We start from the raw sequence: 19,585 nt of genomic DNA on the forward strand, positions 1-19,585 counted from the left end.
GACTATTTTTTAGGCGATTCGAGGTTAAAAATAATAAGTTTAGTCATTCTAAGCGTTTATTTTTAACGATGAAGCGGCAAAAAAGAGTCCTGTCCCTGCGGGCTGATGCTAAAATTGCCCCATACTGCGTTGCAAATCTCGTTAAGGCATCTGCATTATCGTCGCTTTGCGCCTTGTCTGGAACAATTTTAGCGATCAGCAGTGCCTATTTGCGAATGTTCAACACGCCCTAATAAGCCATCATTCTATCTATGCTGTGCATTTCTGTAGACCAAACAAAAGGATATCTCGCCACCTACCATCTAATTTTTCAACCCCCTCTTATGGTCATCATCCATCATAATTAAAAAAAGGAATCCATTATGAGTAGCTTATCGGATAAACAAGTAGACTTGCAGCTAGAAGATTTGGCAGGCTGGCAGCGTGATGGCAATAGTATCGTTAAGACTTACCATTTTAGCGACTTTATTGAAGCCATCAGCTTTATGACCCAAGCCGCGTTTTATGCTGAGGCGCTAGAGCACCATCCAGAATGGCGCAATGTCTATAATGTGGTCGAAGTACGCTTAATGACGCACGATACAGGCGGCATCACCAGCCATGACATTCGCCTTGCCAAACGCATGGAGTACATTATCAGCTCACGCAATAAAGAAACGACTGCAGGTTAATTTTTACTGATTTAAAAATAAAAAAACGTCCTAGGACGTTTTTTTATTGCGCTTTATCCACTTGGTGGACGAAATTGAGTGTTTGACTCAATAGCATAGTGCTTACATTTTGCGGCTAACGAAAGCCACGATAAACAAAATGACAGCAACGGCTAGGAAGATATAAGCAAGGTTGGCTGACAAGCCAGCGACGCCACCGAATCCTAGTAAACTGGCAATAAGCGCAATCACAGCGAAGATAATGGCCCAGCGAAACATAGTTATTCTCCTTAATTACAGGTCAGTGGATATTTTTGTCCGTTGTCATCACTGACCGTATCGTTATTTTTGGTGTTATATTGTGAATGCTATGACATTTTTTTAGGAAATGCTTAATAACATTCGTTTTTTTCGTTTTGCTTTATGATTATAGCGTAGCAATATTTCTTTTAAAAACAACGTTCCTTTTGGTAAATATCTCCCTACCTTATGTAATCTATGTAGTGCTATTGACAGCATTATCACCAGTTTTGTGACTGCACTCTATCGCTGTTTATGTACGTTGTGCTAGTCCTGCTATACTGCTTTTATATATACAGTCTTTTGATAATCCGTATTTTGATAACAACGACAAAGAGGCGTGTCATGACACCAGCATCCACTTCATCTGAATTAAGCTCATCTACTGCGCATGCAAGCGATATCACAAAGCGTCCTTATGACATCGTTCTGTACGGCGCAACCAGCTTTGTTGGACAAATTACGGCGCGTTACTTGGCGGATTTTTTGAGCGCGCAGACAGATTCGACACGGCGCTTTGCGATTGCAGGTCGTGATAAAGCCAAATTAAAAAAGCTGCAAGACACATTAGCAACGCCAGCAGATATCGTGATCGCTGATAGTGAAGATAAGCAGTCACTTGATGAGATGACGCAGCAAACGCGGTTGATTATCTCAACCGTTGGCCCTTATTTGCGTTATGGCGCGCCGCTGGTAGCAGCATGCGCAAAACACGGCACCGACTATATTGACCTGACAGGTGAGACGCTATTTATTAAAGACATGATGGATGCGCATGGTGATACTGCCAAAAAAAGCGGCGCGCGTATCGTCCATTGCTGCGGCTTTGATTCTATCCCTTCTGATTTGGGGGTGTATTTTACCCAAGCGTGTGCCGAAAAGATATTTGGTCAGGTGTGTCAGCAAGTCCAAATGCGCGTGGTCAAAGCCAAAGGCGGACTCTCAGGCGGGACGATTGCTTCAATGACCGACCTATTCGCCGAAGCCAGCAAAGATCCAAAACGCCGTCGTCAGCTTGGCAACCCTTATTTGCTCAATAGCGACAACAACCCACCGAATGTCAAACAAGTCAACATTACCAAACCGCGCTATGACCACGAGCATGAGCATTGGGTCGCGCCTTTTGTAATGGCGAGTATCAACACTCGCGTGGTGCATCGCAGCAATCAACTACAAGACTATGCCTACGGTCGCGACTTTTTGTATGATGAGGCCACATGGATGGCAGATGGTATCAAAGGACAGTTACAAAGCTACGGTATGAGTGCAGGGCTGCTTGGTCTGACCACGGCACTTAGCTTTGAGCGCAGTCGTAACTTTTTGACGCAGCATATATTGCCCAAGTCAGGCAGCGGCCCATCAAAGGAAGAACAAGAAGCGGGTCATTATACGTTGCGCTTTTTTGGGCAGATGAGTACAGGTGAAACACTGACGACTGAAGTCACAGGGGACAAAGATCCTGGTTATGGCAGCACGTCACGTATGCTCGCGCAATCTGCCTTATGTCTGCTGGATATGTCTCAATCCAGCGTGGGCGGCGGATTTTGGACACCTGCCACCGCCATGGGTGATGCATTAATTGAGCGCTTAGAGGCACACGCAGGGCTAACTTTCAGTCAGCTTAAGCCTTAGCTTAGCATTGAATAAAGATTGACTCAAAACACTAACGCACTGTAAATAAACCATATTGGCTCATGTTTGTGTTTTATTATGTGCGTTATTCTGTCTGTAATTTTTGTTAATGATTATATTAATTGTAAATTAAATATATTATTTAGCTGAATTAAATTACTTATATATCATAATCTTAAGAAAATATGCTTGTAATATTAAGACAAAATAAAGAATATTAGTGACCAAAGGTATTTTTCTTATTGAGACGCTTGTTTACCAAGTGATAACAGAGTATGGCGTCACCCTTACACAGATAGACAAAAGCGTGACGCTGGTCAAGCTTTCACTACTGAAACGCGCATATCGGTGCTGTTAGGCTGTTCGTGGTTAAATTTGACACGCTATGCGTATGCCTGATAATTTTTCTTAAACCATTATTTTTACTGGAAAAATTATCTTATAAGCATGCGTAGCAGCTTTCGTAAAACAGTTCAGGAGGATTTATCATGAATCAGCGTATATTACCTTTATCAATGATGATTAGTGCCGCTATTGCTATCCCAAGTTTAGCAACTGCTGCACCAGTCAACCAAGCAGCCGTAACTCCAGCAGATATGCGTACTGCTCCAGCGCAAAATACACTACAACAGCAAGTCATGGACGAAGATGGCGAGCTGATGGCAACCCAGCCGGGTCGTGTGGACATTGATGGAGATGTGAATGCGGATGCCAATATGGCTATGGACGGCGACATGGCTATGGACGGCGACATGGCAATGGACGACGATATGCCTATGGCTGATCCTGCGCAAGCACAGATGGTAACTCAAGCTGATGCCCAAGCACGTATGGCTGCCGAAAATCAAGCGATGGCGCAAGCACGTGCACAGCAGCAAATGGCTGCCCAAGCCGATGCACAAACCAGTGTAGCTACCGAAAATCAAGCAAATGCACAACCGGCAGCAGCTGATCAAGCAGCACAAGCGCGTATAGATGCTGAAAGACAAGCGATGGCACAACAGCAAGCCATAGCGCGTCGACAAGCCATGACTCAAAATAACGACTCACGCTTGGCAGGTGAAGCACAACAAGGTAACGTCACCCCTGCTGATCAACGCAGCACGCCAGCACCAATTACTTTGCAAGAGAAGAAAAAAGACAAGCGCGGTGAGCTGTTAGCCACTCAGCCTGGTGAAGTAGAATTCAACGAAATGCGCCGCTTTTCAGTACGTTAATAATGCGTAGATAACAGTATTAGCTAGATGACAGCATTAACACTGGCAAAGCTAAGAATAAACGCATCGTAAATTAAAACGCATAAAAAAAGGCAGCCCATGAGCTGCCTTTTTTGTTGTCTGTAAGACGTTAAAACGCTCGGCGCATTATTTGCTTTTGGTCACACCCGCTTCTTGTAGCAATGCGCCAAAAGTGCCGATTTTGTTGGCGGCGGGCTTTTGCTCAGCGGCATTGTTGCGTGGCGATTTTGACGCGCCTTGCTCTTTACGCTTACCGCGCTCATTGCTGCTGCGACGTTTGTTTTGCGTGCCGTCATTATTGCCATTGCTACCACTGTTGCGACGTGGACGCGGCGAGCGCTCGGTTTTGGTAGGTTTGCTTTCGCCTTCAGGCTTCATACTAAAGCCGATACGTCCGCGTGCTTCATCAATCGAGATGACACGTACTGAGACAATATCGCCAGGTTTGACGCGGTTCATCGGGTCAGCGACAAAGTCATTGGCCATCTGCGAGATGTGTACCAAGCCATCTTGGTGCACGCCAACATCGACAAAACAACCAAACGCAGTCACATTGGTAACCACGCCTTCGAGCGTCATGCCTTCTTGCAAGTCTTTAATGCTGTTCACATCATCGCGGAAGCTGGCGGTTTTAAACTCAGGACGTGGGTCGTGTGCGGGCTTGGCAAGCTCAGTAATGATGGCGCGTAAGCTGACATTGCCATCGCTATTTTCAATCGCACTGGGGTCAATGCCATCTAGCGCGGCTTGGTTGCCAAGCACATCTGGTAAGGTTTTATCCAGTTGCGCAAGCATGCTGTCGACAAGGGCATAGCTCTCAGGATGCACGCCTGTGGCATCCAAAGGATTGTCGCCATCGCGTACGCGTAAAAAGCCTGCCGCTTGTTCAAAGGTTTTTGCGCCAAAGCGGGGTACACTTTTAAGTGCTTCGCGGCTGGCAAACGCACCATGCGCTTGACGGTAATTGACGATTTGCTGTGCCACATTGCGGTTTAGACCTGCGATGTGCGCTAGGATAGCAGGACTTGCGGTGTTCACGTCCACGCCAACCGCGTTCACGCTGTCTTGGGTGACTTTATCAAGACGGTCTGCCAGTTGGTTTTGGTTGACATCATGCTGATATTGTCCAACGCCAATGGCTTTCGGGTCTACCTTCACCAGCTCAGACAAGGGGTCTTGCAAGCGGCGAGCGATAGAAACCGCGCCACGTACCGACACATCTAGTCCTGCCAACTCATCACTGGCAAGCTCACTGGCAGAGTAGACCGATGCGCCTGATTCATTGACGATGACAGCAGTTGCTTGAATAGCGCTGTCACTGCTTAGAATCTCTTTGATCATCGCGTCCGTTTCGCGGCTGGCAGTGCCATTACCGATGGCGATTAAATCGACATTATACGTGGTCAGCAAGTCTTTAATGATCGCTTTGGCTTCTGTCATTTTGTTGTCAGGGGCAAACGGATAGACGGTCGCGACCACAGGCTTGTCTTCGTTGTCGCTCATCACGTGACCTTGCGCGTTAATCAGCGCCATTTTTACGCCGTGACGGATACCAGGGTCAACGCCAAGAATAACCTTGCTGCCCGCAGGCGCGCCCATCAGCAGATGCTCAAGGTTGCTTGCAAATACATCAATGGCATCGGCTTCAGCGACGAGACGCTTTTCAGTCAATAGGCGGTGCTCGATATGCGGACGCCATTTTTCTTTCCATAAGCGGTTGGCAGCGTCCAATAAGAAGGTACGGCGCGCATCAGGCGTGGTGCTGTCGATATTAAAATGCTGGGTAATACGCTCGATAAACGGCGCATCTTCGCCCTCAATTTTGAGTGCCAAGACGTTTTCTTGACGACCGCGCAGCATGGCGAGCAGACGATGATTAGGCAGTTTGGCAAGGCTTTCGCTGTGCTCAAAGTAGTCTTTGAACTTTTCGCCGACTTCGCGTTTTTCATCACTGGCGACACTTGAGACGATACGCGCGGTTTTGGCAAAGCTGGTGCGCAAGGTATCGAGCAGCTCTAGCGCCTGCGTCCATTCATCAATGATGATGGCTTCTGCACCCGCCAGCTGTTTGTCCGCATCGCTAAAGTCCACCTCAATCACATTGCCGCTGTCATCGACAATCTCGGCAGGCAACTGATAATCAGCAAGCGCATCGGTTGGGGTGATGGCTTGGTTTTGCAGTGCCTCTGCGACCACTTGTAAGCCAGCGGCGCGGGCTTTGGCAGCCAATGAGCGGCGGCGCGGGCGGTATGGCAGATAGATATCTTCAAGCTCAAGCTTGGATTCAGCATTGTCGATACGGTCTTGCAAGGCGTCAGTCAGATTGCCTTGGGCACGCAGCAACTCGGTGATTTTGGCGCGGCGTACGGCCATATCACGCTCATACACCAGTGCTTTTTCGAGCGCACGCAGCTGCGTATCATCCAGATTTTGGGTCTTTTCTTTACGATAACGCGCAATAAAAGGCACGGTTGCGCCTTCGTCATACATTTGGACAAACGCATCAACTTGAGCAGTCTTAATGCCAAGCGCGCGAGCCAATTTATTATGAATATTCGCGTGTGTGGTTGCATCTAAACCCTGCGTTGCGGCTTGGGCTTCTGAAGGCTGTTGGGTATCAGTGCTACTCATATCCGTATCAATCGCTTTAAAATGTAGTTTCGCATTATAACAAAAGCTGCATGAATAAAAATCCTTTTTATACGCCAATGATTTTATACAGCTTTTTGGCTAAACAATGCGTTTGATGACTGATTTGACAAGGGTTTTAAACAAACCCATACAGCAATTGTGTATGCAGGTGATGCAATTAATGATGCAATCTTATACACTAAAGGTAAGGGGTTATATTTTTGTGTTGATTTGCTTTGACCATGCTTGGTTTTACCATAACCATTACACCAAACCAAGGCGTAACCTTGAACAATAATAACGCTTATTAAAGGACTGTTTTCATGACTGATAATACCGATACTATGACGCAGCGTATTTTGGTGGTTGATGACGATGCCCGTTTACGCTCCCTATTGCAGCGTTTTTTAGAAGATGATGGCTTTGTGGTGCGCACCGCGCATGACGCCAGCCAAATGGACAAACTGATTCAACGCGAGCTGTTTTCTTTAATTGTGCTTGATTTGATGTTGCCTGGCGAAGATGGTATCAGTATCTGTAAACGTCTGCGTGAAGACAACGGCGACATTCCTATCATTATGTTGACCGCAAAAGGTGGCGATGCTGACCGTATCGCAGGTCTTGAAGCAGGCGCGGACGATTATCTGCCTAAGCCCTTTAACCCAAAAGAGCTGTTGGCACGTATTAAAGCCGTACTGCGCCGCCAAAACCGCGAGTTGCCAGGCGCACCAAGCTACCAGTTAGAAGTGGTGGAGTTTGGTCCATGGACGTTAGATTTGTCTACGCGTACCCTAAAGCGCGATGGCAACGTGGTAACCTTGACCACAGGTGAGTTTTCGGTACTAAAAGCACTCGTGCAGCACCCACGCGAGCCATTGACCCGCGATAAGCTGATGAACCTCGCTCGCGGACGCGAATGGGGGGCGATGGAGCGCTCTATTGATGTGCAAGTTTCACGCTTGCGCCGCTTGATTGAGGACAATCCATCACAAGCGCGCTATATCCAGACTGTATGGGGTGTGGGCTATGTGTTTGTGCCTGACGAGACTGAGGTAGAGGCTACCCCTGCGTCATAATGAATGATACGAAAGCTCACTTTTAAACGACAGGCGGCGCAGTGATGTGCCGCTTGTGTGTTTTACCACCGCTATCTTTTATACTGCCGCTCGGCAATGTCGCCTATTCGCCAATAAAAAAGACCTTTTCGTTATGCGCTCTTCTCCTTCTATACACAATGTTCCTTGCACATTAGTCACTGGCTTTCTAGGCGCAGGGAAAACCACGCTTATCAAGCGTTTGCTTGCTACTAAAGTGCCTGATGCGCGCTGGGCGCTGTTAATCAATGAGTTTGGGCGCATTGGTATTGATGGGGCGCTGGTCGATAGCGCAGCGGCAGATAAGGCAGTTGCCATTCGTGAGGTCAGCGGCGGCTGTATTTGCTGCACCAGCCAGCTACCGCTGCAAATTGCCATTATGCGTCTGCTTGCTGAGCATCGTCCTGATCGCTTGTTGATTGAGCCGACAGGACTGGCGCACCCAAAAGTATTGACCCAGCAGTTAAGTGAGCCGCATTGGCAACATACCCTATCCATGCGTGCCGTGATGACGGTGCTACATGCAGGACAATGGCAGCAGCCAAAATACCGCAAGCATGACGGCTACTGCGCCCACATCAAAGCCGCGGATGTGGTGCTGGTCAATCGTTATGAAACGCTGGATAATGGCGAACGCGAGGCGCTATCGGCATGGATACAAACGCTCAATGCCAATGCGCGGCTGATTTGGGACAGTCATGATGATGCTGAGCAAACGCAGACATCAGCGGTACTGTCAGAGCTGTTAAACTCGCAAAGCCACTTGATTGGGCAGCAAACACAGCGTCTACAGCGTTTTGGGTTGCAGTCACCGCAGCAAGTCGCGATGAGTACGCCAAAAGCCGAAAACACAGATGCCAAGGCGCTGCCCTATCGCTATCACGACATTCAAGAGGGCGTGTTGATTGCAGGTTGGCGCTTGCCAAGCGATTGGCAATTTGACGGCAATGCGTTGCAAGATTGGCTGCTCGCCCTACCCGATTGGCAGCGCATTAAAGGCGTGGTACATACCAAAACAGGCTGGCAACAGCTGAACTTTACCCCTGACAGCGTATCCACACGCACTACCGAGCCGCAAGCGGACAACCGCCTTGAGGTGATATTATCTGTCTCTGTAGATGATAAAAATCAAGAAGATAACGCGCATAAAAAAGCGCCAAGCCGTGGGGATAACCCTATCGACTGGGCGCCTTATGATACGGCGCTGATGGACTTGGTTTTGCCTAGCCCATCTTAAACGTTAGCTTTACGCCTGATGCTACGCTATTCACATTGAACGCTATCAACGCAACTGACTGTCTTTACTGCCGCGCCGATTGTATATCTCAGTAGCTTGCGCGTCTTTTTCCAGCTCGACTTGGCAGCCAATACAGTACTGCACCCCAGGCACCGCCTCGCGCCGCGCCTTTGGAATCGGCTCGCCACATTCATCACAATATTCTCGGCTTTCGCCTGTTGGCATCGCCCGTCTGGCACGCTCTAGCGCGTCATTGACGGTTGCATCCATTTGTTCGTGTTCTGCGCCATCGCGCGCCCAGCCACCTGCCATAATCATTCCTTATTCTATTTAGCTAATAATTGCTTTTAGAACAAATAGATGGGGGCGGCTGGGGGCAATTTCAATGCGTTATACTGGGGCTTGCAGACGTGTGCGCACCGCCATTAAGGCAAAGCCGAGTAGGTTGCGCCCGCACCACTGATTGGGGGCTTGGGCAGCAGTATTGTCCTTTGCCAAGCCAATGCCCCAAATGCGGTCTACAGGACTGGCTTCAACGAGGATAGCCGCCTTTGTGCGTGTGTCCCCAAAAAAAGACATACGTCACTGGGTTGCCTTGATTGACATACGTTATCAGCTCGGCGTTATTGGTTAGGTTCATATGACCCTCTTTATCATTCGCGCGTGATGCTGTGCGGCGTTAGTCTTTGGGCTGCAAGGCGACCACTTGCCCACGTGTGCCAATGCTCTCATCACTCATCAGACACACATAGCCTGGCATAATCTCTTCAGGTGTTTTTAGGCTCATGGGGTTTTCACCAGGATAGGCGTGGGCGCGCATGTTGGTACGTGTCGCGCCTGGATTAATGCAGTTAAAGCGCAGGTTGGTGGTGTTTTGCGTCTCTTGGGTAAAGATATCGCTCATGCCCTCGACCGCTTGCTTAGATAAGGCATACGCGCCCCAGAATGCGCGTGGATGCGTACCAACAGTGCTGCTGGTAAAGACGACCGACCCGTGTGCGGCGGTTTTTAGCAGCGGCAGTAATGCTTGCGTCAACATAAAGGTGGCGTGAAAGTTGACCTTCATGACTTTATCAAAAGTATCGACATCGTACATCTCAAGCGGCGTCAGCGTACCCAAGATACCTGCATTGTGCAAAATGCCGTCTAATTGCCCAACTTCTTTGTCAATCAGGCGCTCAAGCTGCTGCATCTCGGCATAGGTTGCGCCTTCTAGATTCATCGGCAGCATGGCTGGCTGTTTACCGCCCGCGCTTTCAATCTCATCATATACCGCTTCGAGCTTACTCATGGTGCGCCCAAGCAGCAGCACGGTTGCGCCATAGCGCGCGTAAGTCAACGCCGCGATGCGTCCGATACCATCGCCCGCCCCTGTCACTAAGATGATTTTGCCATCCAAGCAGTTGTCACTGGGCGCAAACTGACGGATGTCATCGTGGCTGAGCGCAGGCACATTGGTGGTCGGCGCACTGGCGGCAGGTTGTGGTGCGGTGTTGGGTTGGTCACTCATGCGATTCTCACTACAAATTTTATGAATAATAAAAGCTAAAAAACGCTGCGCCTATCAAAGAAGATAGGCGCAGCAAAAAATACATTACAAATATTCGAACTGTTTAGAGGACAAAAGCTTGCTTAGCTCCTCAGGCGTCTCGACCACATAGTCTGCACCCCATTTTTTTATACTGTCTTTGTCTTCAGACGGAATGTAGCCGTAGGCAGCCAAAATAGTAGTCATGCCCGCCGCGTTGCCCGCTTCGATATCACGCACATGATCCCCTGCATAAATGACGCTGGCCGCTGCTCCACGCGGGATACCCAATTTTTCGAGCGCCATATTCATGGGCTCAGGGTCAGGCTTACTGCGTGAGACGTCCTCTGGGCACACAAGTACCGCACAGCGCTTGTCCAAGTCCATCGCTTCGAGTAGCGCATTGGCAAGGTGGCGCGGCTTATTGGTCACAATACCCCATGGGACATTTTTCTTTTCAAGGCGTATTAAAGCCTCATCAAGACTGGCGAACAGTTGGCTGTCGACACAGATGTCGGCTTCATAATCGTCCAAAAACTGCTGGCGATACCCTTGCAATTCTTCGTCCGTAAACTCGGTCTGCTGATTGTGTTCCAGCATGAGCTTTACCATGGCAGATGCGCCTGCGGAGACCTGCTCGCGAATCTGCTCGGCTGGTGGGACTTGCCAGTTGTTTTCGGCACTCATCACGTTGATGATACGCACAAAATCATTGGCGGTATCAATCAATGTGCCATCCAAATCAAACAATACAGCTTTCACAAATTGACTCATAATTTAGGCTCTTATCGTTTATTAATCACAAATAGGGCATTATGCGGTAACAGTTGTTATGTTAAAGGCTTATGTACCGCCAGCATATAATTGACATCGACATTTTGTGCCAACCAATAGCGCTTGGTCAATGGATTATAATGCAGACCAATCAAGTCTTGACGCGCAAATCCTGCATTCATGCTCATTTTATCCAGCTCGGCTGGGGTGATAAATTTGGCATAATCGTGCGTGCCGCGATCAAGCAGGCGCAAGACATACTCGGCACCAATAATGGCAAATAGGTAAGATTTTGGGTTACGGTTAATGGTCGACATCACGCACACGCCGCCTGGCGCAAGCAGCTCATAGCAGGCATCGACAATCGCGCTTGGGTCAGGCACGTGCTCGAGCATTTCCATGCAGGTCACAACGTCAAACTGCCCTTTGTGCGTTTTTGCCAATTCTTCAATGGCAATGTGCTGATAGCGCAAAGTATCGCTTAAGCCTGACTGCTCTGCATGCACGCTTGCCGCTTTGAGGTTTTCTTCCCCCAAGTCAATGCCTGTGACATCTGCGCCGCGCTGCGCCATCGACTCTGCCAAAATACCGCCGCCACAGCCGACATCGAGTACGCGCTTGCCTGTTAGGCCTTGGGCAGCGGTTTTTTCGGCATCTGTGCCTTGGTAGCCTTGCTTGACGTTTTGTTCTATCCAGTTTAGGCGCAGCGGATTAATCTGATGCAAAGTGGCAAACGCGCCGTTTTTGTCCCACCACTCATTGGCCAATTTGGTAAATTTATTGACTTCACTGTGGTCAACATTGGTGTGCGCTGCGTCGGTTGCTTGGCTCATAGGGTTTCCTTTATTGTCATTATCATGCACGCTTTGGCGCATGCGTTTGCGCTTCATGTTAGCATGGGCGCTTATATTTTGTCGTCGGCACATCGTCACCAATTGTGTATTTATGGCAATGGCGCTATCATCGGCACCGTAGGGTTTAGCCAGTTAGAGTGGCTTAATAATTGCTGACAGCATTCCAACCATTCCTTAAGAATCGCCTGTACCGCTGCGATTATTTTACGTTACTATATACAGATTACCATCAACCCTTTATCATTTATGCTTCGCATTTTTATCCGTCTACATACTTTCAAGGAAACCGTATGAAACGTGTCATCGCATTGACTGGGCTGGCTTGTGCTATTGGACTTGCCAGCATGAATACCCAAGCCGCTAACTATGTTGCAGGAAAAGACTACCGCGTATTGGACAATCCTGAAAACATCAGTGGTGATGCCATCATCGTACGTGAGTTTTTTTGGTATGGCTGCCCGCATTGCTACAAGCTGAACCCACACATGGAAAAATGGGCAAAAACCAAAGACAAAGATGTGGCATTCTTTAAAACCCCAGCGGCGCTAAACCCCGTTTGGGAAGCGAATGCTCGTGGTTTTTATGCTGCGCAATTGCTTGGTTATGAAGACAAAACCCATGACAAGCTGTTTGACGCCATCCATAAAGGCAACCAAAAACTGTTTGACCAAAAATCACTGTCAAACTGGTATGCCTCGCAAGGCGTTGATGCGAAGAAATTTAACAGCCTATACAATTCATTCGCGGTTGGCACCAAAATCGGTCGCTCACAAGCAGGCGCAAAACGCTATCAATTGACGGGCGTACCTGCAGTTGTGGTACAAGGCAAATACGTGGTCACTGGTGAAGACGCCAAAGTGGCGCAAGTGGTTGATTATTTGGTCGATAAAGCACGCGCTGAGAAAAAATAAGCCAAACGCTTATAAGCAGCAAAAAGCCAAGCATCAGCTTGGCTTTTTTTATGACCTTTATTGCTCATACCGCTACCCTTTAGGACGGTCTTATTTTAGATTTGAGAGCAGCGCCACTTCACGAATATAGCTCATCAAGTCCGCTTCTGACTCTTGCAATAACTCATCGTCTTGCAAGTGCTTGGCGTACTCAATCCATAATAGTAGCTGATACAAGCTGTTGCGCTCGGAGGCTTTGTATTGCTTTAAAAACTGCTTCATTGTGCCTTCATCATTGATGTTTAGGCGCGCGTACCAGCTTTCGATTTTTGAGACTTGCTCCCGCGCAAAGACGATGTTAAATAAGGCATTGACAAGCGCATGGCGGTCTTCTTCGCTCATTAATTTGCCCACGCGCTTGATTTGACGGTTGCGCGCACTGGCACTGCTCAAGTCCGCCAGCGCCATCAATTCCGCCATAAAATAATCACTGGCAGGGATTTTTTTGAGCTGTTTTTTGGACAGTTCAGCCAGCGGTACAGATAGCAGCTGCAAGCGCTCGTGGGCTTTTTTTAGCTCGGTACGCGAGACGCGCATGTCATGTTCTGACCAATCAATCATAAGGGTTCTCTATTACTTAAGTATTAAGGGCACACGCGGACTTACCAGCGGTGCTTTTCACGGTGTTTGGCGGATAGTGTCATCGCTTCGGGCAAGCGCGCTTGTAAATACTCGGCTAAGGCTTCGGTGATAAATACCGAGCGGTGCTTGCCGCCTGTGCAGCCAATGGCAATGGTGACAGTGTGCCGATTGTTGTACAAAAAATCAGGCAGCCAGCGCGCCAGAAACTTGCCAATGTCTTCGCGCATCTCATCGACTTCAGGATAGTCGGCAAAAAACGTCGCAACGGGCGCATCGAGTCCTGTCGAGCCGCGCAATTGCGGATTCCAATGCGGGTTGGGCAAGATACGCACATCAAACACAAAATCGGCGTCTATCGGACTGCCGTATTTAAAGCCAAAGGACAGCAAGTTGACCATGATTTTATTGGCGACTTCTAGATGGTCGCGCAGGCACTCTTTGAGCTCATGGATATTTAATTTGCTGGTATCAATCTTGATGTCCGCGCGGCTGGCAATTGGCTCCAGCAGTTCAACTTCTTTTTGAATCGCGCCTGGTAGATTGCCGATACTGTGCGCGTTTTCCGCGCTCATTAAAGGATGCAAGCGGCGTGTGGCGTTAAAGCGCGCAACCAAAATGCTCTCTTGCGCCGTGACATAAATGACGCGAACAGCCGTTTTGCCATGGCGCTCTTGTAGCGTATCACGAATCGCACCAAACTTGCTCAAATCGGCACGCGGCGAGCGAATATCCACGCCAAGCGCAATGCGATAAATGGCACTGTCATTGATCAATTTGTCTGCCACCTCAGGCACAAGCGCAAGCGGTAAATTATCAATGGTATAGTAGCCAAAATCCTCTAGGATATTGAGTGCAGACGTCTTGCCTGAGCCTGAGCGGCCTGAAACGACCAAAATACTGATCGTCCTATTATCCTCATCATTATGAGTGGCTACGTGTGTCTCATCGCTGGGGTATTGCTGTTTGACATTGTCCATGACGTGCCCTTTACACCTATTCCCATTTGCCAGCGCCTGTATTGCCGCGCTGGTGTGTCCTAAACCTACTTACCCATCTATTGGTTTCACTCACCATTGATTACGCGCTAAGCGTGACCATCAGGTTATCCAGTAGACGCGCTTTACCGAGCCATGCTGCCGCCAAAATCACTAAAGCTCTCGTGTCAGTATCCTTGCTGGCTGGCGTATTACTGGCGTCTGTGCTGCTCTCTTCTATAAATAAAGGCTGTAGCGATTGCGTACGCACTTCAAGATAGTCAATCTCAAAGCCTGCCTCAGTCAAGCGCTCGGCGGCGCGGGTGATGGCATCAGCAAGGCTGTCTTTGGTCAATGGCGCACTGTCTTGTAATTCATTTGCCAGTTGCTGCAAGGTTGCTTGTAGTTTGGGCGCGCGTGTCCGCTCATCGGTATTTAAATATTGATTGCGCGAGGATAATGCCAAGCCATCGGGCGCACGAATAATGGGCGCGGAGATGATATGAATGGGATAGCTCAAATCGATCACCAACTGTTTGATAATCGCCAGCTGCTGATAGTCTTTTTGTCCAAACACTGCCACATCGGGCTGAACGATGTTAAACAGCTTGGACACCACCACGCCCACACCATCAAAATGCGTGGGACGAGAGCGCCCGCACAGCTCAGCCGTAATCGCACCTGCGCGTACCGATGTCGCCAGTGGCAGTATCGGGTACATCTCGGCAACCTCGGGCGCAAAAACAAAATCTGCGCCGACGGTTGCCAGTTTTTCAACATCCGCATCGAGCGTGCGCGGATAACTGTCAAAGTCTTCGCCAGCCCCAAACTGTGTGGGATTGACAAAAATACTGACCACCACGATATCGGCATATTGCTTGGCAATATTGACCAACTCTAAATGACCGTCGTGCAGATTGCCCATCGTCGGGACAAGGGCGATGCGCTGCGTAGAGCGCAATGGCTGCAAGGTCGCGCGCAGCTCTGAAATGGTAGAAAACGTCGTTGGCATCACAAGGCTCTTTTTAAAGATTTACAAGAAAGACACGCCTTAGCAGCGCACTCAAAAAATGACCTAAAGACTAGGGCATGTCCCTAATTCAAGCGGTTTATGACTAAATGGGCTAAAAATGGCTAAATCTTTGGCAAACGATGTCAAATAGCTGGCCAATATCTTGATATTACCTGCGCTATCTTCCTTGTTTGCCTGCGATTTATCTCATTTTTATCACCATTTTTAAAATAGGGACACGACCTAATCAAACTGGTGCTCAGCACGCGGAAATTTACCTGCGCGCACGTGCTCCTGATACAGACGAAATGCGCCTTCGATACTGCGGCTGGTATTGCCCTCATCGGTCAAAAAGTCGTGCACAAAACGCGGCACACGACCATGACGCAGCCCGAGCATATCGTGCATGACTAAAACCTGCCCATCTGTATCTGCACCTGCGCCTATACCAATGACAGGAATAGCGACCGCTTCGGTCACGGCTTTGGCTAAAGCAGCAGGCACGCATTCGAGTACCAAAAGCGCCGCGCCTGCCTCAACGACCGCTTTGGCTTCTTGAAGCAATAAAGCAGCAGCGTCCTCGGCACGTCCTTGGACTTTATAGCCACCAAAGACATTGACCGATTGCGGCGTCAAGCCCAAATGCACGCAGCTTGGCGTGCCTGCTTTAGCAAGGGTCTTGACGATATTGCACAGCTCCGCGCCGCCTTCTAATTTGACCACATGCGCGCCCGCTTGCATCAGCGTGCGGCTATTAGCAATCGCATCCTCAAGCGTGCTGTAGCTCATAAATGGCAAATCCGCGATAATCAATGCATGCTGATTGCTGCGCGCGACATTCGCCGTATGATATGCCATATCTGCTACGGTCACAGGAACCGTCGAGCTGTGCCCTTGCACCACCATACCAAGGCTGTCACCAATCAAAATGGTATCAATCTCTGCGTTGTCCATCATGCGCGCAAACATGGCGTCATAACAGGTTAGGCAAGTGAACTTTGTTCCCTCTTTTTTAAACTTATTCAGGGTGGAGAGTGTCGTCATCATCTACTCACTGTCTTGTTAAGGCAAGTCGTTTATGCTTCGATGGCTGTGGCTAGGCAGGTTATCGCGCTCGCATTATGTCTGCTCAAAGCGCTTGATGCCTTGCCAATCATTGGCTAAAGGATGCGCGCTTAAGGCTTGACCTTCGATTTGTGCCACTGCGCCCAGCTCTTTTAGGGGCAGTAATACAAAGTTGCGCTCATGTAGGCCACTATGCGGCACAGTCAAGCGCGGCTCATTGATTTGCGCATCACCGTATAACAAAATATCGACATCCAAGCTGCGCTCACCCCAGCGGCGCTCACGCACTCGCGCCGCTTGCTGCTCTAACAGCTGGCAGTAATCGAGCAGCGCTATGGGTGATAAGGTGGTTTCTATACGGACAGCCGCATTGATAAAATCAGGCTGGTCTTGCGGTCCCATCGGTACCGATTGATACAGCGATGATGCCGCCACATTTTGAATATGCGGGTGCGCCGCGAGCGCTTGTACTGCGCGCTGCACATGCTCTGTTGGCGTACCCATAGCATTACTCAAATTGCTGCCCAAGCCGATATAGCAGATCGTCCATACCGAGTCTGACGCAGTATGTTTTGATGTTGTTGCGCTCATGACTTATCCTTGCTCAGTATCAGGCTGGCGCGTCTCTTGCGCGTGGGTATCCTCGGTCGCTGCATTGCTGGGCTCGCGGCGGCGACGCTTGGCAGGGATAGGCCCTTTATTTGGAACGGTCCCTGCGCTTGGCGCGTTATCTGCTGATGCTAATGCCTTTGCGCTTGGCTTTTTCGTAGTGCGCTTTTTGGGTGCAGATGACACACTATCGACATCATTGCCTTTATTGTCTTGCGCTGTTTGTGCTTTGGTTGTCACGCGTGGCTGTTTTGCCGTTGCTTTAGGGGGCGTTTGCGGCTGCTGTTCTGTCTGCGCCGTGTCGTTTGCTACCGACCTTTTAAGTGCGTCTTGGTTTAAATGCAAGGCGCGGCGGCGCTTAAACGGTATCGGCTGATTGCTATTGCCCGCCTCTTCTGGCGTTTTTGCAATCACAGGCGGCACGCTATCAGGCGCAGGCTTGGGCACTTTGGCAACCACAGGCGTGGCTGGTGCTTTTTTGCTGGGCGCTTGGGTCTCTGCTACGGCATCCGTCTTATTTTTTGCTTTTGGCGCGTGATTTTTTGCCTCGTTGGTGGGCACTTGTGGCGCGTCAGAAGCGGTGTTGTTTGCCGCTTGATAATCTTCGAGCTTTGGTACGACAGGGTTATTACGAATCACAAATAACGGCTGTGGACGCTTTTCTTTACCGCTGTCATTGCTAGCTAAAGATAGGCGCTGCAACTGCTGCAACTCGTGCGTGTCTTGCTTGAGCTGCTGCTTGTCGGCACGGCGAGTACGGCGACGACTGCGGCTGCTTTCTTGCGCGGCGTCTTGCTGCTCAGTGGTTGGGGGCTCTACGCGACTGTCGATAACGGGTGAGACGTCTTTTTGGCGCTTACGATTACGGCTGCGTTTATGCGCGCCGCGGCGTAGGCTGTCATCAAAATTGGCAATCGCTTGTTGCTGCTCAGACTCTGACAACGTTTGATAATGCTGCCACCATGCGCCCATGCCATTCGTTGACTCGGCAAGCGGATGGCGGTCGCCGCACTCTTCACGCAAGAGCAAAAAGTCAAACCCAGCGCGGAAACGCGGATGCTCGGCAAGATGAGCAATTTGTTTGCTGCGCGGGGCAGACAGTTTGGGCTGGAGCAGCCAAATATCGCGGATAAACTGCTCGGCAAATTTTGGAATCGCAGTTTTGATGCGCTGGCGGTCAATGACTTTGCTCGCAGCTTGCATTTGCGCGTCGGCAAATGGCATGTTGCGCTTTTTAAACTTATCGAGTTGATACAGGTAGTTGTCCCACAAAAGCGCGGCATAGAAAAACGCAGGATTGATGCTTTTGCCTGCACCAATACGCTTGTCTGTATTTACGGCAACTTGCTGCACAAGCGGGGTTGGCTCGCTTGGTGGGTAGATAATCAGATGCGCCATCGCGCCCGATTCAAACAGCAGCGGCAATAACGGCACCAGATAGCCGCCTGTGAACATCTTTTGCGACTCGTCATACAGGCGGTGTGGCGAGATTTGGTCAAGCAGCGCCCAGTTGTCATCATGGAACTGCGCGGCCAGTGCGTCATCAAACTCAAAGCCCAGCTTGGCTTTAAAGCGCAGGGCGCGCAATAGGCGCACAGGGTCTTCTTCGATACGCACAGGCGCATCGCCTAATAGGCGTAACGTCTTGCTATTGATGTCATCAACCGCACCGCAAAAGTCATGTACGATGCCTTTGAGCGGTTGATAATACAGCGCGTTAATCGAAAAGTCGCGGCGGGCAAAGTCTTGCTGGATATCGCCCCAGACATTATCGCGGATTAACATGCCATCTTGAGTGGTGTGCGCATCGCTGGTCGGCGGCGCACGAAAGGTCGCCACTTCAATCAGGTCGCGTCCTGAATACACATGCGCGAGCTGAAAACGGCGACCGATGACACGGCAGCGCTTGCCAAACACGTCTTTGACCTCGTGCGGCTTGGCATCGGTAACGGCATCAAAATCTTTGGGGCGCAGACCCAATAAAGTATCACGGACACCGCCGCCGACGATATAGGCGTCAAATCCTGCTCGTGACAGGGTAGCGATGACTTCGATGATAGAATTGGGTAATTCAGATTTATTCAGTTCTAACTGCTTGGCGGCACGCTCGGCCATGCACATACTCCTTGCCGGTACTCTTGACATCTCCTATAAACACAGTGTTTATAAGATAAATGTACCCGCTAGTTTAACAAATTTTGCAGGCGCTTGGGGCGTTATGACGCGATGTTCGTGGCTATTTTGTCAGCAGCCGACCAAGCGGTGAGTAAATGCCCGCCAGCGGTCAGTAATTAGGTGCGACGCTTAGGGCGTGTCTTCAATTCAAACGCTTACGGCTAAACGGGCTAAACATGGCTAAATCTTTGGCAAACGGTGTCAAATAGCTGGTCAATATCTTGATATTATCTGTGCTATTTTCCTTGTTTGCCTGCGATTTATCTCATTTTTATCACCA

At 49.5% G+C, this 19,585-nt stretch carries 19 protein-coding genes and 1 pseudogene; 7 read left to right on the forward strand and 13 right to left on the reverse strand.

Translation table 11 applies throughout. From position 1 onward, the window contains the following. Both JIE71_RS12380 and JIE71_RS10345 read left to right on the forward strand, forming a co-directional pair. Window positions 1–233: hypothetical protein (locus JIE71_RS12380; RefSeq protein WP_206767374.1), on the forward strand; the 233-nt coding region annotated here is incomplete at its 5' end. A gap of 129 nt (window positions 234–362) precedes the next feature. Next, window positions 363–671, forward strand: coding sequence for a 4a-hydroxytetrahydrobiopterin dehydratase (locus JIE71_RS10345; protein WP_199508636.1), 309 nt, complete (start codon window positions 363–365; stop codon window positions 669–671). Window positions 672–773: 102 nt separating this feature from the next. Here the strand turns inward: JIE71_RS10345 and JIE71_RS10350 are convergent, their stop codons facing one another. Continuing rightward, window positions 774–929 carry a DUF1328 domain-containing protein gene (locus JIE71_RS10350; protein WP_199508637.1) on the reverse strand — a complete coding sequence of 52 codons (156 nt, stop codon included), beginning with the start codon at window positions 927–929 and terminating at the stop codon, window positions 774–776. Window positions 930–1,295: 366 nt separating this feature from the next. Here JIE71_RS10350 and JIE71_RS10355 point away from each other — a divergent pair, with 366 nt between their 5' ends. Together JIE71_RS10355 and JIE71_RS10360 are read left to right on the forward strand one after the other, a co-directional pair. Continuing rightward, entirely contained in the window at window positions 1,296–2,582 is a 1,287-nt protein-coding gene (locus JIE71_RS10355; RefSeq protein WP_199508638.1) for a saccharopine dehydrogenase family protein, read from the forward strand. A 488-nt stretch (window positions 2,583–3,070) separates the two neighbouring features. After that, window positions 3,071–3,799, forward strand: a complete 729-nt coding sequence (locus tag JIE71_RS10360) for a hypothetical protein (RefSeq protein WP_199508639.1) — start codon at window positions 3,071–3,073, stop codon at window positions 3,797–3,799. A gap of 147 nt (window positions 3,800–3,946) precedes the next feature. Here JIE71_RS10360 and JIE71_RS10365 read toward each other — a convergent pair whose 3' ends face one another. Continuing rightward, window positions 3,947–6,451 carry a Tex family protein gene (locus JIE71_RS10365; protein WP_199508640.1) on the reverse strand — a complete coding sequence of 835 codons (2,505 nt, stop codon included), beginning with the start codon at window positions 6,449–6,451 and terminating at the stop codon, window positions 3,947–3,949. 323 nt (window positions 6,452–6,774) lie between these two features. Between JIE71_RS10365 and ompR the strand changes: the two genes are divergently transcribed. Next, a complete protein-coding gene (gene ompR / locus JIE71_RS10370) occupies window positions 6,775–7,527 on the forward strand; it encodes a two-component system response regulator OmpR (protein ID WP_199508641.1) in 753 nt (250 codons plus the stop codon). A 133-nt stretch (window positions 7,528–7,660) separates the two neighbouring features. Beyond that, on the forward strand, window positions 7,661–8,782 hold the full coding sequence (locus JIE71_RS10375) for a CobW family GTP-binding protein (protein ID WP_199508642.1): 1,122 nt from the start codon (window positions 7,661–7,663) through the stop codon (window positions 8,780–8,782). Window positions 8,783–8,827: 45 nt separating this feature from the next. On the opposite strand, the gene JIE71_RS10380 is transcribed toward JIE71_RS10375, so the two are convergent. From JIE71_RS10380 to ubiG, 5 genes and pseudogenes are all read right to left on the reverse strand, one after another. Next, window positions 8,828–9,094, reverse strand: coding sequence for a DksA/TraR family C4-type zinc finger protein (locus tag JIE71_RS10380; RefSeq protein WP_199508643.1), 267 nt, complete (start codon window positions 9,092–9,094; stop codon window positions 8,828–8,830). 78 nt (window positions 9,095–9,172) lie between these two features. Beyond that, window positions 9,173–9,337: pseudogene (locus tag JIE71_RS10385) on the reverse strand (NADAR domain-containing protein); the annotation flags it as partial. 124 nt (window positions 9,338–9,461) lie between these two features. Next, the gene (locus tag JIE71_RS10390; RefSeq protein ID WP_199508645.1) at window positions 9,462–10,292 is read right to left on the reverse strand and encodes a YciK family oxidoreductase; all 831 of its coding nucleotides are present in this window, start codon (window positions 10,290–10,292) and stop codon (window positions 9,462–9,464) included. Window positions 10,293–10,376: 84 nt separating this feature from the next. Continuing rightward, window positions 10,377–11,084, reverse strand: a complete 708-nt coding sequence (locus JIE71_RS10395; protein ID WP_199508646.1) for an HAD family hydrolase — start codon at window positions 11,082–11,084, stop codon at window positions 10,377–10,379. A gap of 56 nt (window positions 11,085–11,140) precedes the next feature. Next, window positions 11,141–11,917: a bifunctional 2-polyprenyl-6-hydroxyphenol methylase/3-demethylubiquinol 3-O-methyltransferase UbiG gene (gene ubiG, locus JIE71_RS10400; RefSeq protein WP_199508647.1), complete on the reverse strand. Its 777-nt coding sequence runs from the start codon at window positions 11,915–11,917 to the stop codon at window positions 11,141–11,143. A 311-nt stretch (window positions 11,918–12,228) separates the two neighbouring features. Between ubiG and JIE71_RS10405 the strand changes: the two genes are divergently transcribed. After that, a complete protein-coding gene (locus JIE71_RS10405) occupies window positions 12,229–12,849 on the forward strand; it encodes a thiol:disulfide interchange protein DsbA/DsbL (RefSeq protein WP_199508648.1) in 621 nt (206 codons plus the stop codon). 90 nt (window positions 12,850–12,939) lie between these two features. On the opposite strand, the gene yjgA is transcribed toward JIE71_RS10405, so the two are convergent. The 6 genes from yjgA to pcnB all read right to left on the reverse strand — a co-directional run bounded on the left by yjgA (window position 12,940) and on the right by pcnB (window position 19,245). Further along, on the reverse strand, window positions 12,940–13,449 hold the full coding sequence (gene yjgA, locus JIE71_RS10410) for a ribosome biogenesis factor YjgA (protein WP_199508649.1): 510 nt from the start codon (window positions 13,447–13,449) through the stop codon (window positions 12,940–12,942). Between the two features lie 41 nt (window positions 13,450–13,490). Further along, the gene (rapZ, locus tag JIE71_RS10415; RefSeq protein WP_199508650.1) at window positions 13,491–14,447 is read right to left on the reverse strand and encodes an RNase adapter RapZ; all 957 of its coding nucleotides are present in this window, start codon (window positions 14,445–14,447) and stop codon (window positions 13,491–13,493) included. 100 nt (window positions 14,448–14,547) lie between these two features. Next, the gene (panC, locus tag JIE71_RS10420; RefSeq protein WP_199508651.1) at window positions 14,548–15,456 is read right to left on the reverse strand and encodes a pantoate--beta-alanine ligase; all 909 of its coding nucleotides are present in this window, start codon (window positions 15,454–15,456) and stop codon (window positions 14,548–14,550) included. 243 nt (window positions 15,457–15,699) lie between these two features. Beyond that, the gene (panB, locus tag JIE71_RS10425) at window positions 15,700–16,500 is read right to left on the reverse strand and encodes a 3-methyl-2-oxobutanoate hydroxymethyltransferase (protein WP_199508652.1); all 801 of its coding nucleotides are present in this window, start codon (window positions 16,498–16,500) and stop codon (window positions 15,700–15,702) included. 75 nt (window positions 16,501–16,575) lie between these two features. Beyond that, the gene (gene folK / locus JIE71_RS10430) at window positions 16,576–17,112 is read right to left on the reverse strand and encodes a 2-amino-4-hydroxy-6-hydroxymethyldihydropteridine diphosphokinase (RefSeq protein ID WP_199508653.1); all 537 of its coding nucleotides are present in this window, start codon (window positions 17,110–17,112) and stop codon (window positions 16,576–16,578) included. Window positions 17,113–17,115: 3 nt separating this feature from the next. Further along, a complete protein-coding gene (gene pcnB / locus JIE71_RS10435; RefSeq protein ID WP_199508654.1) occupies window positions 17,116–19,245 on the reverse strand; it encodes a polynucleotide adenylyltransferase PcnB in 2,130 nt (709 codons plus the stop codon). Between the last annotated feature and the right edge of the window lie 340 nt (window positions 19,246–19,585).

The organism is Psychrobacter sp. bablab_jr014, assembly GCF_016464015.1.
Taxonomy (GTDB): Bacteria; Pseudomonadota; Gammaproteobacteria; order Pseudomonadales; family Moraxellaceae; genus Psychrobacter.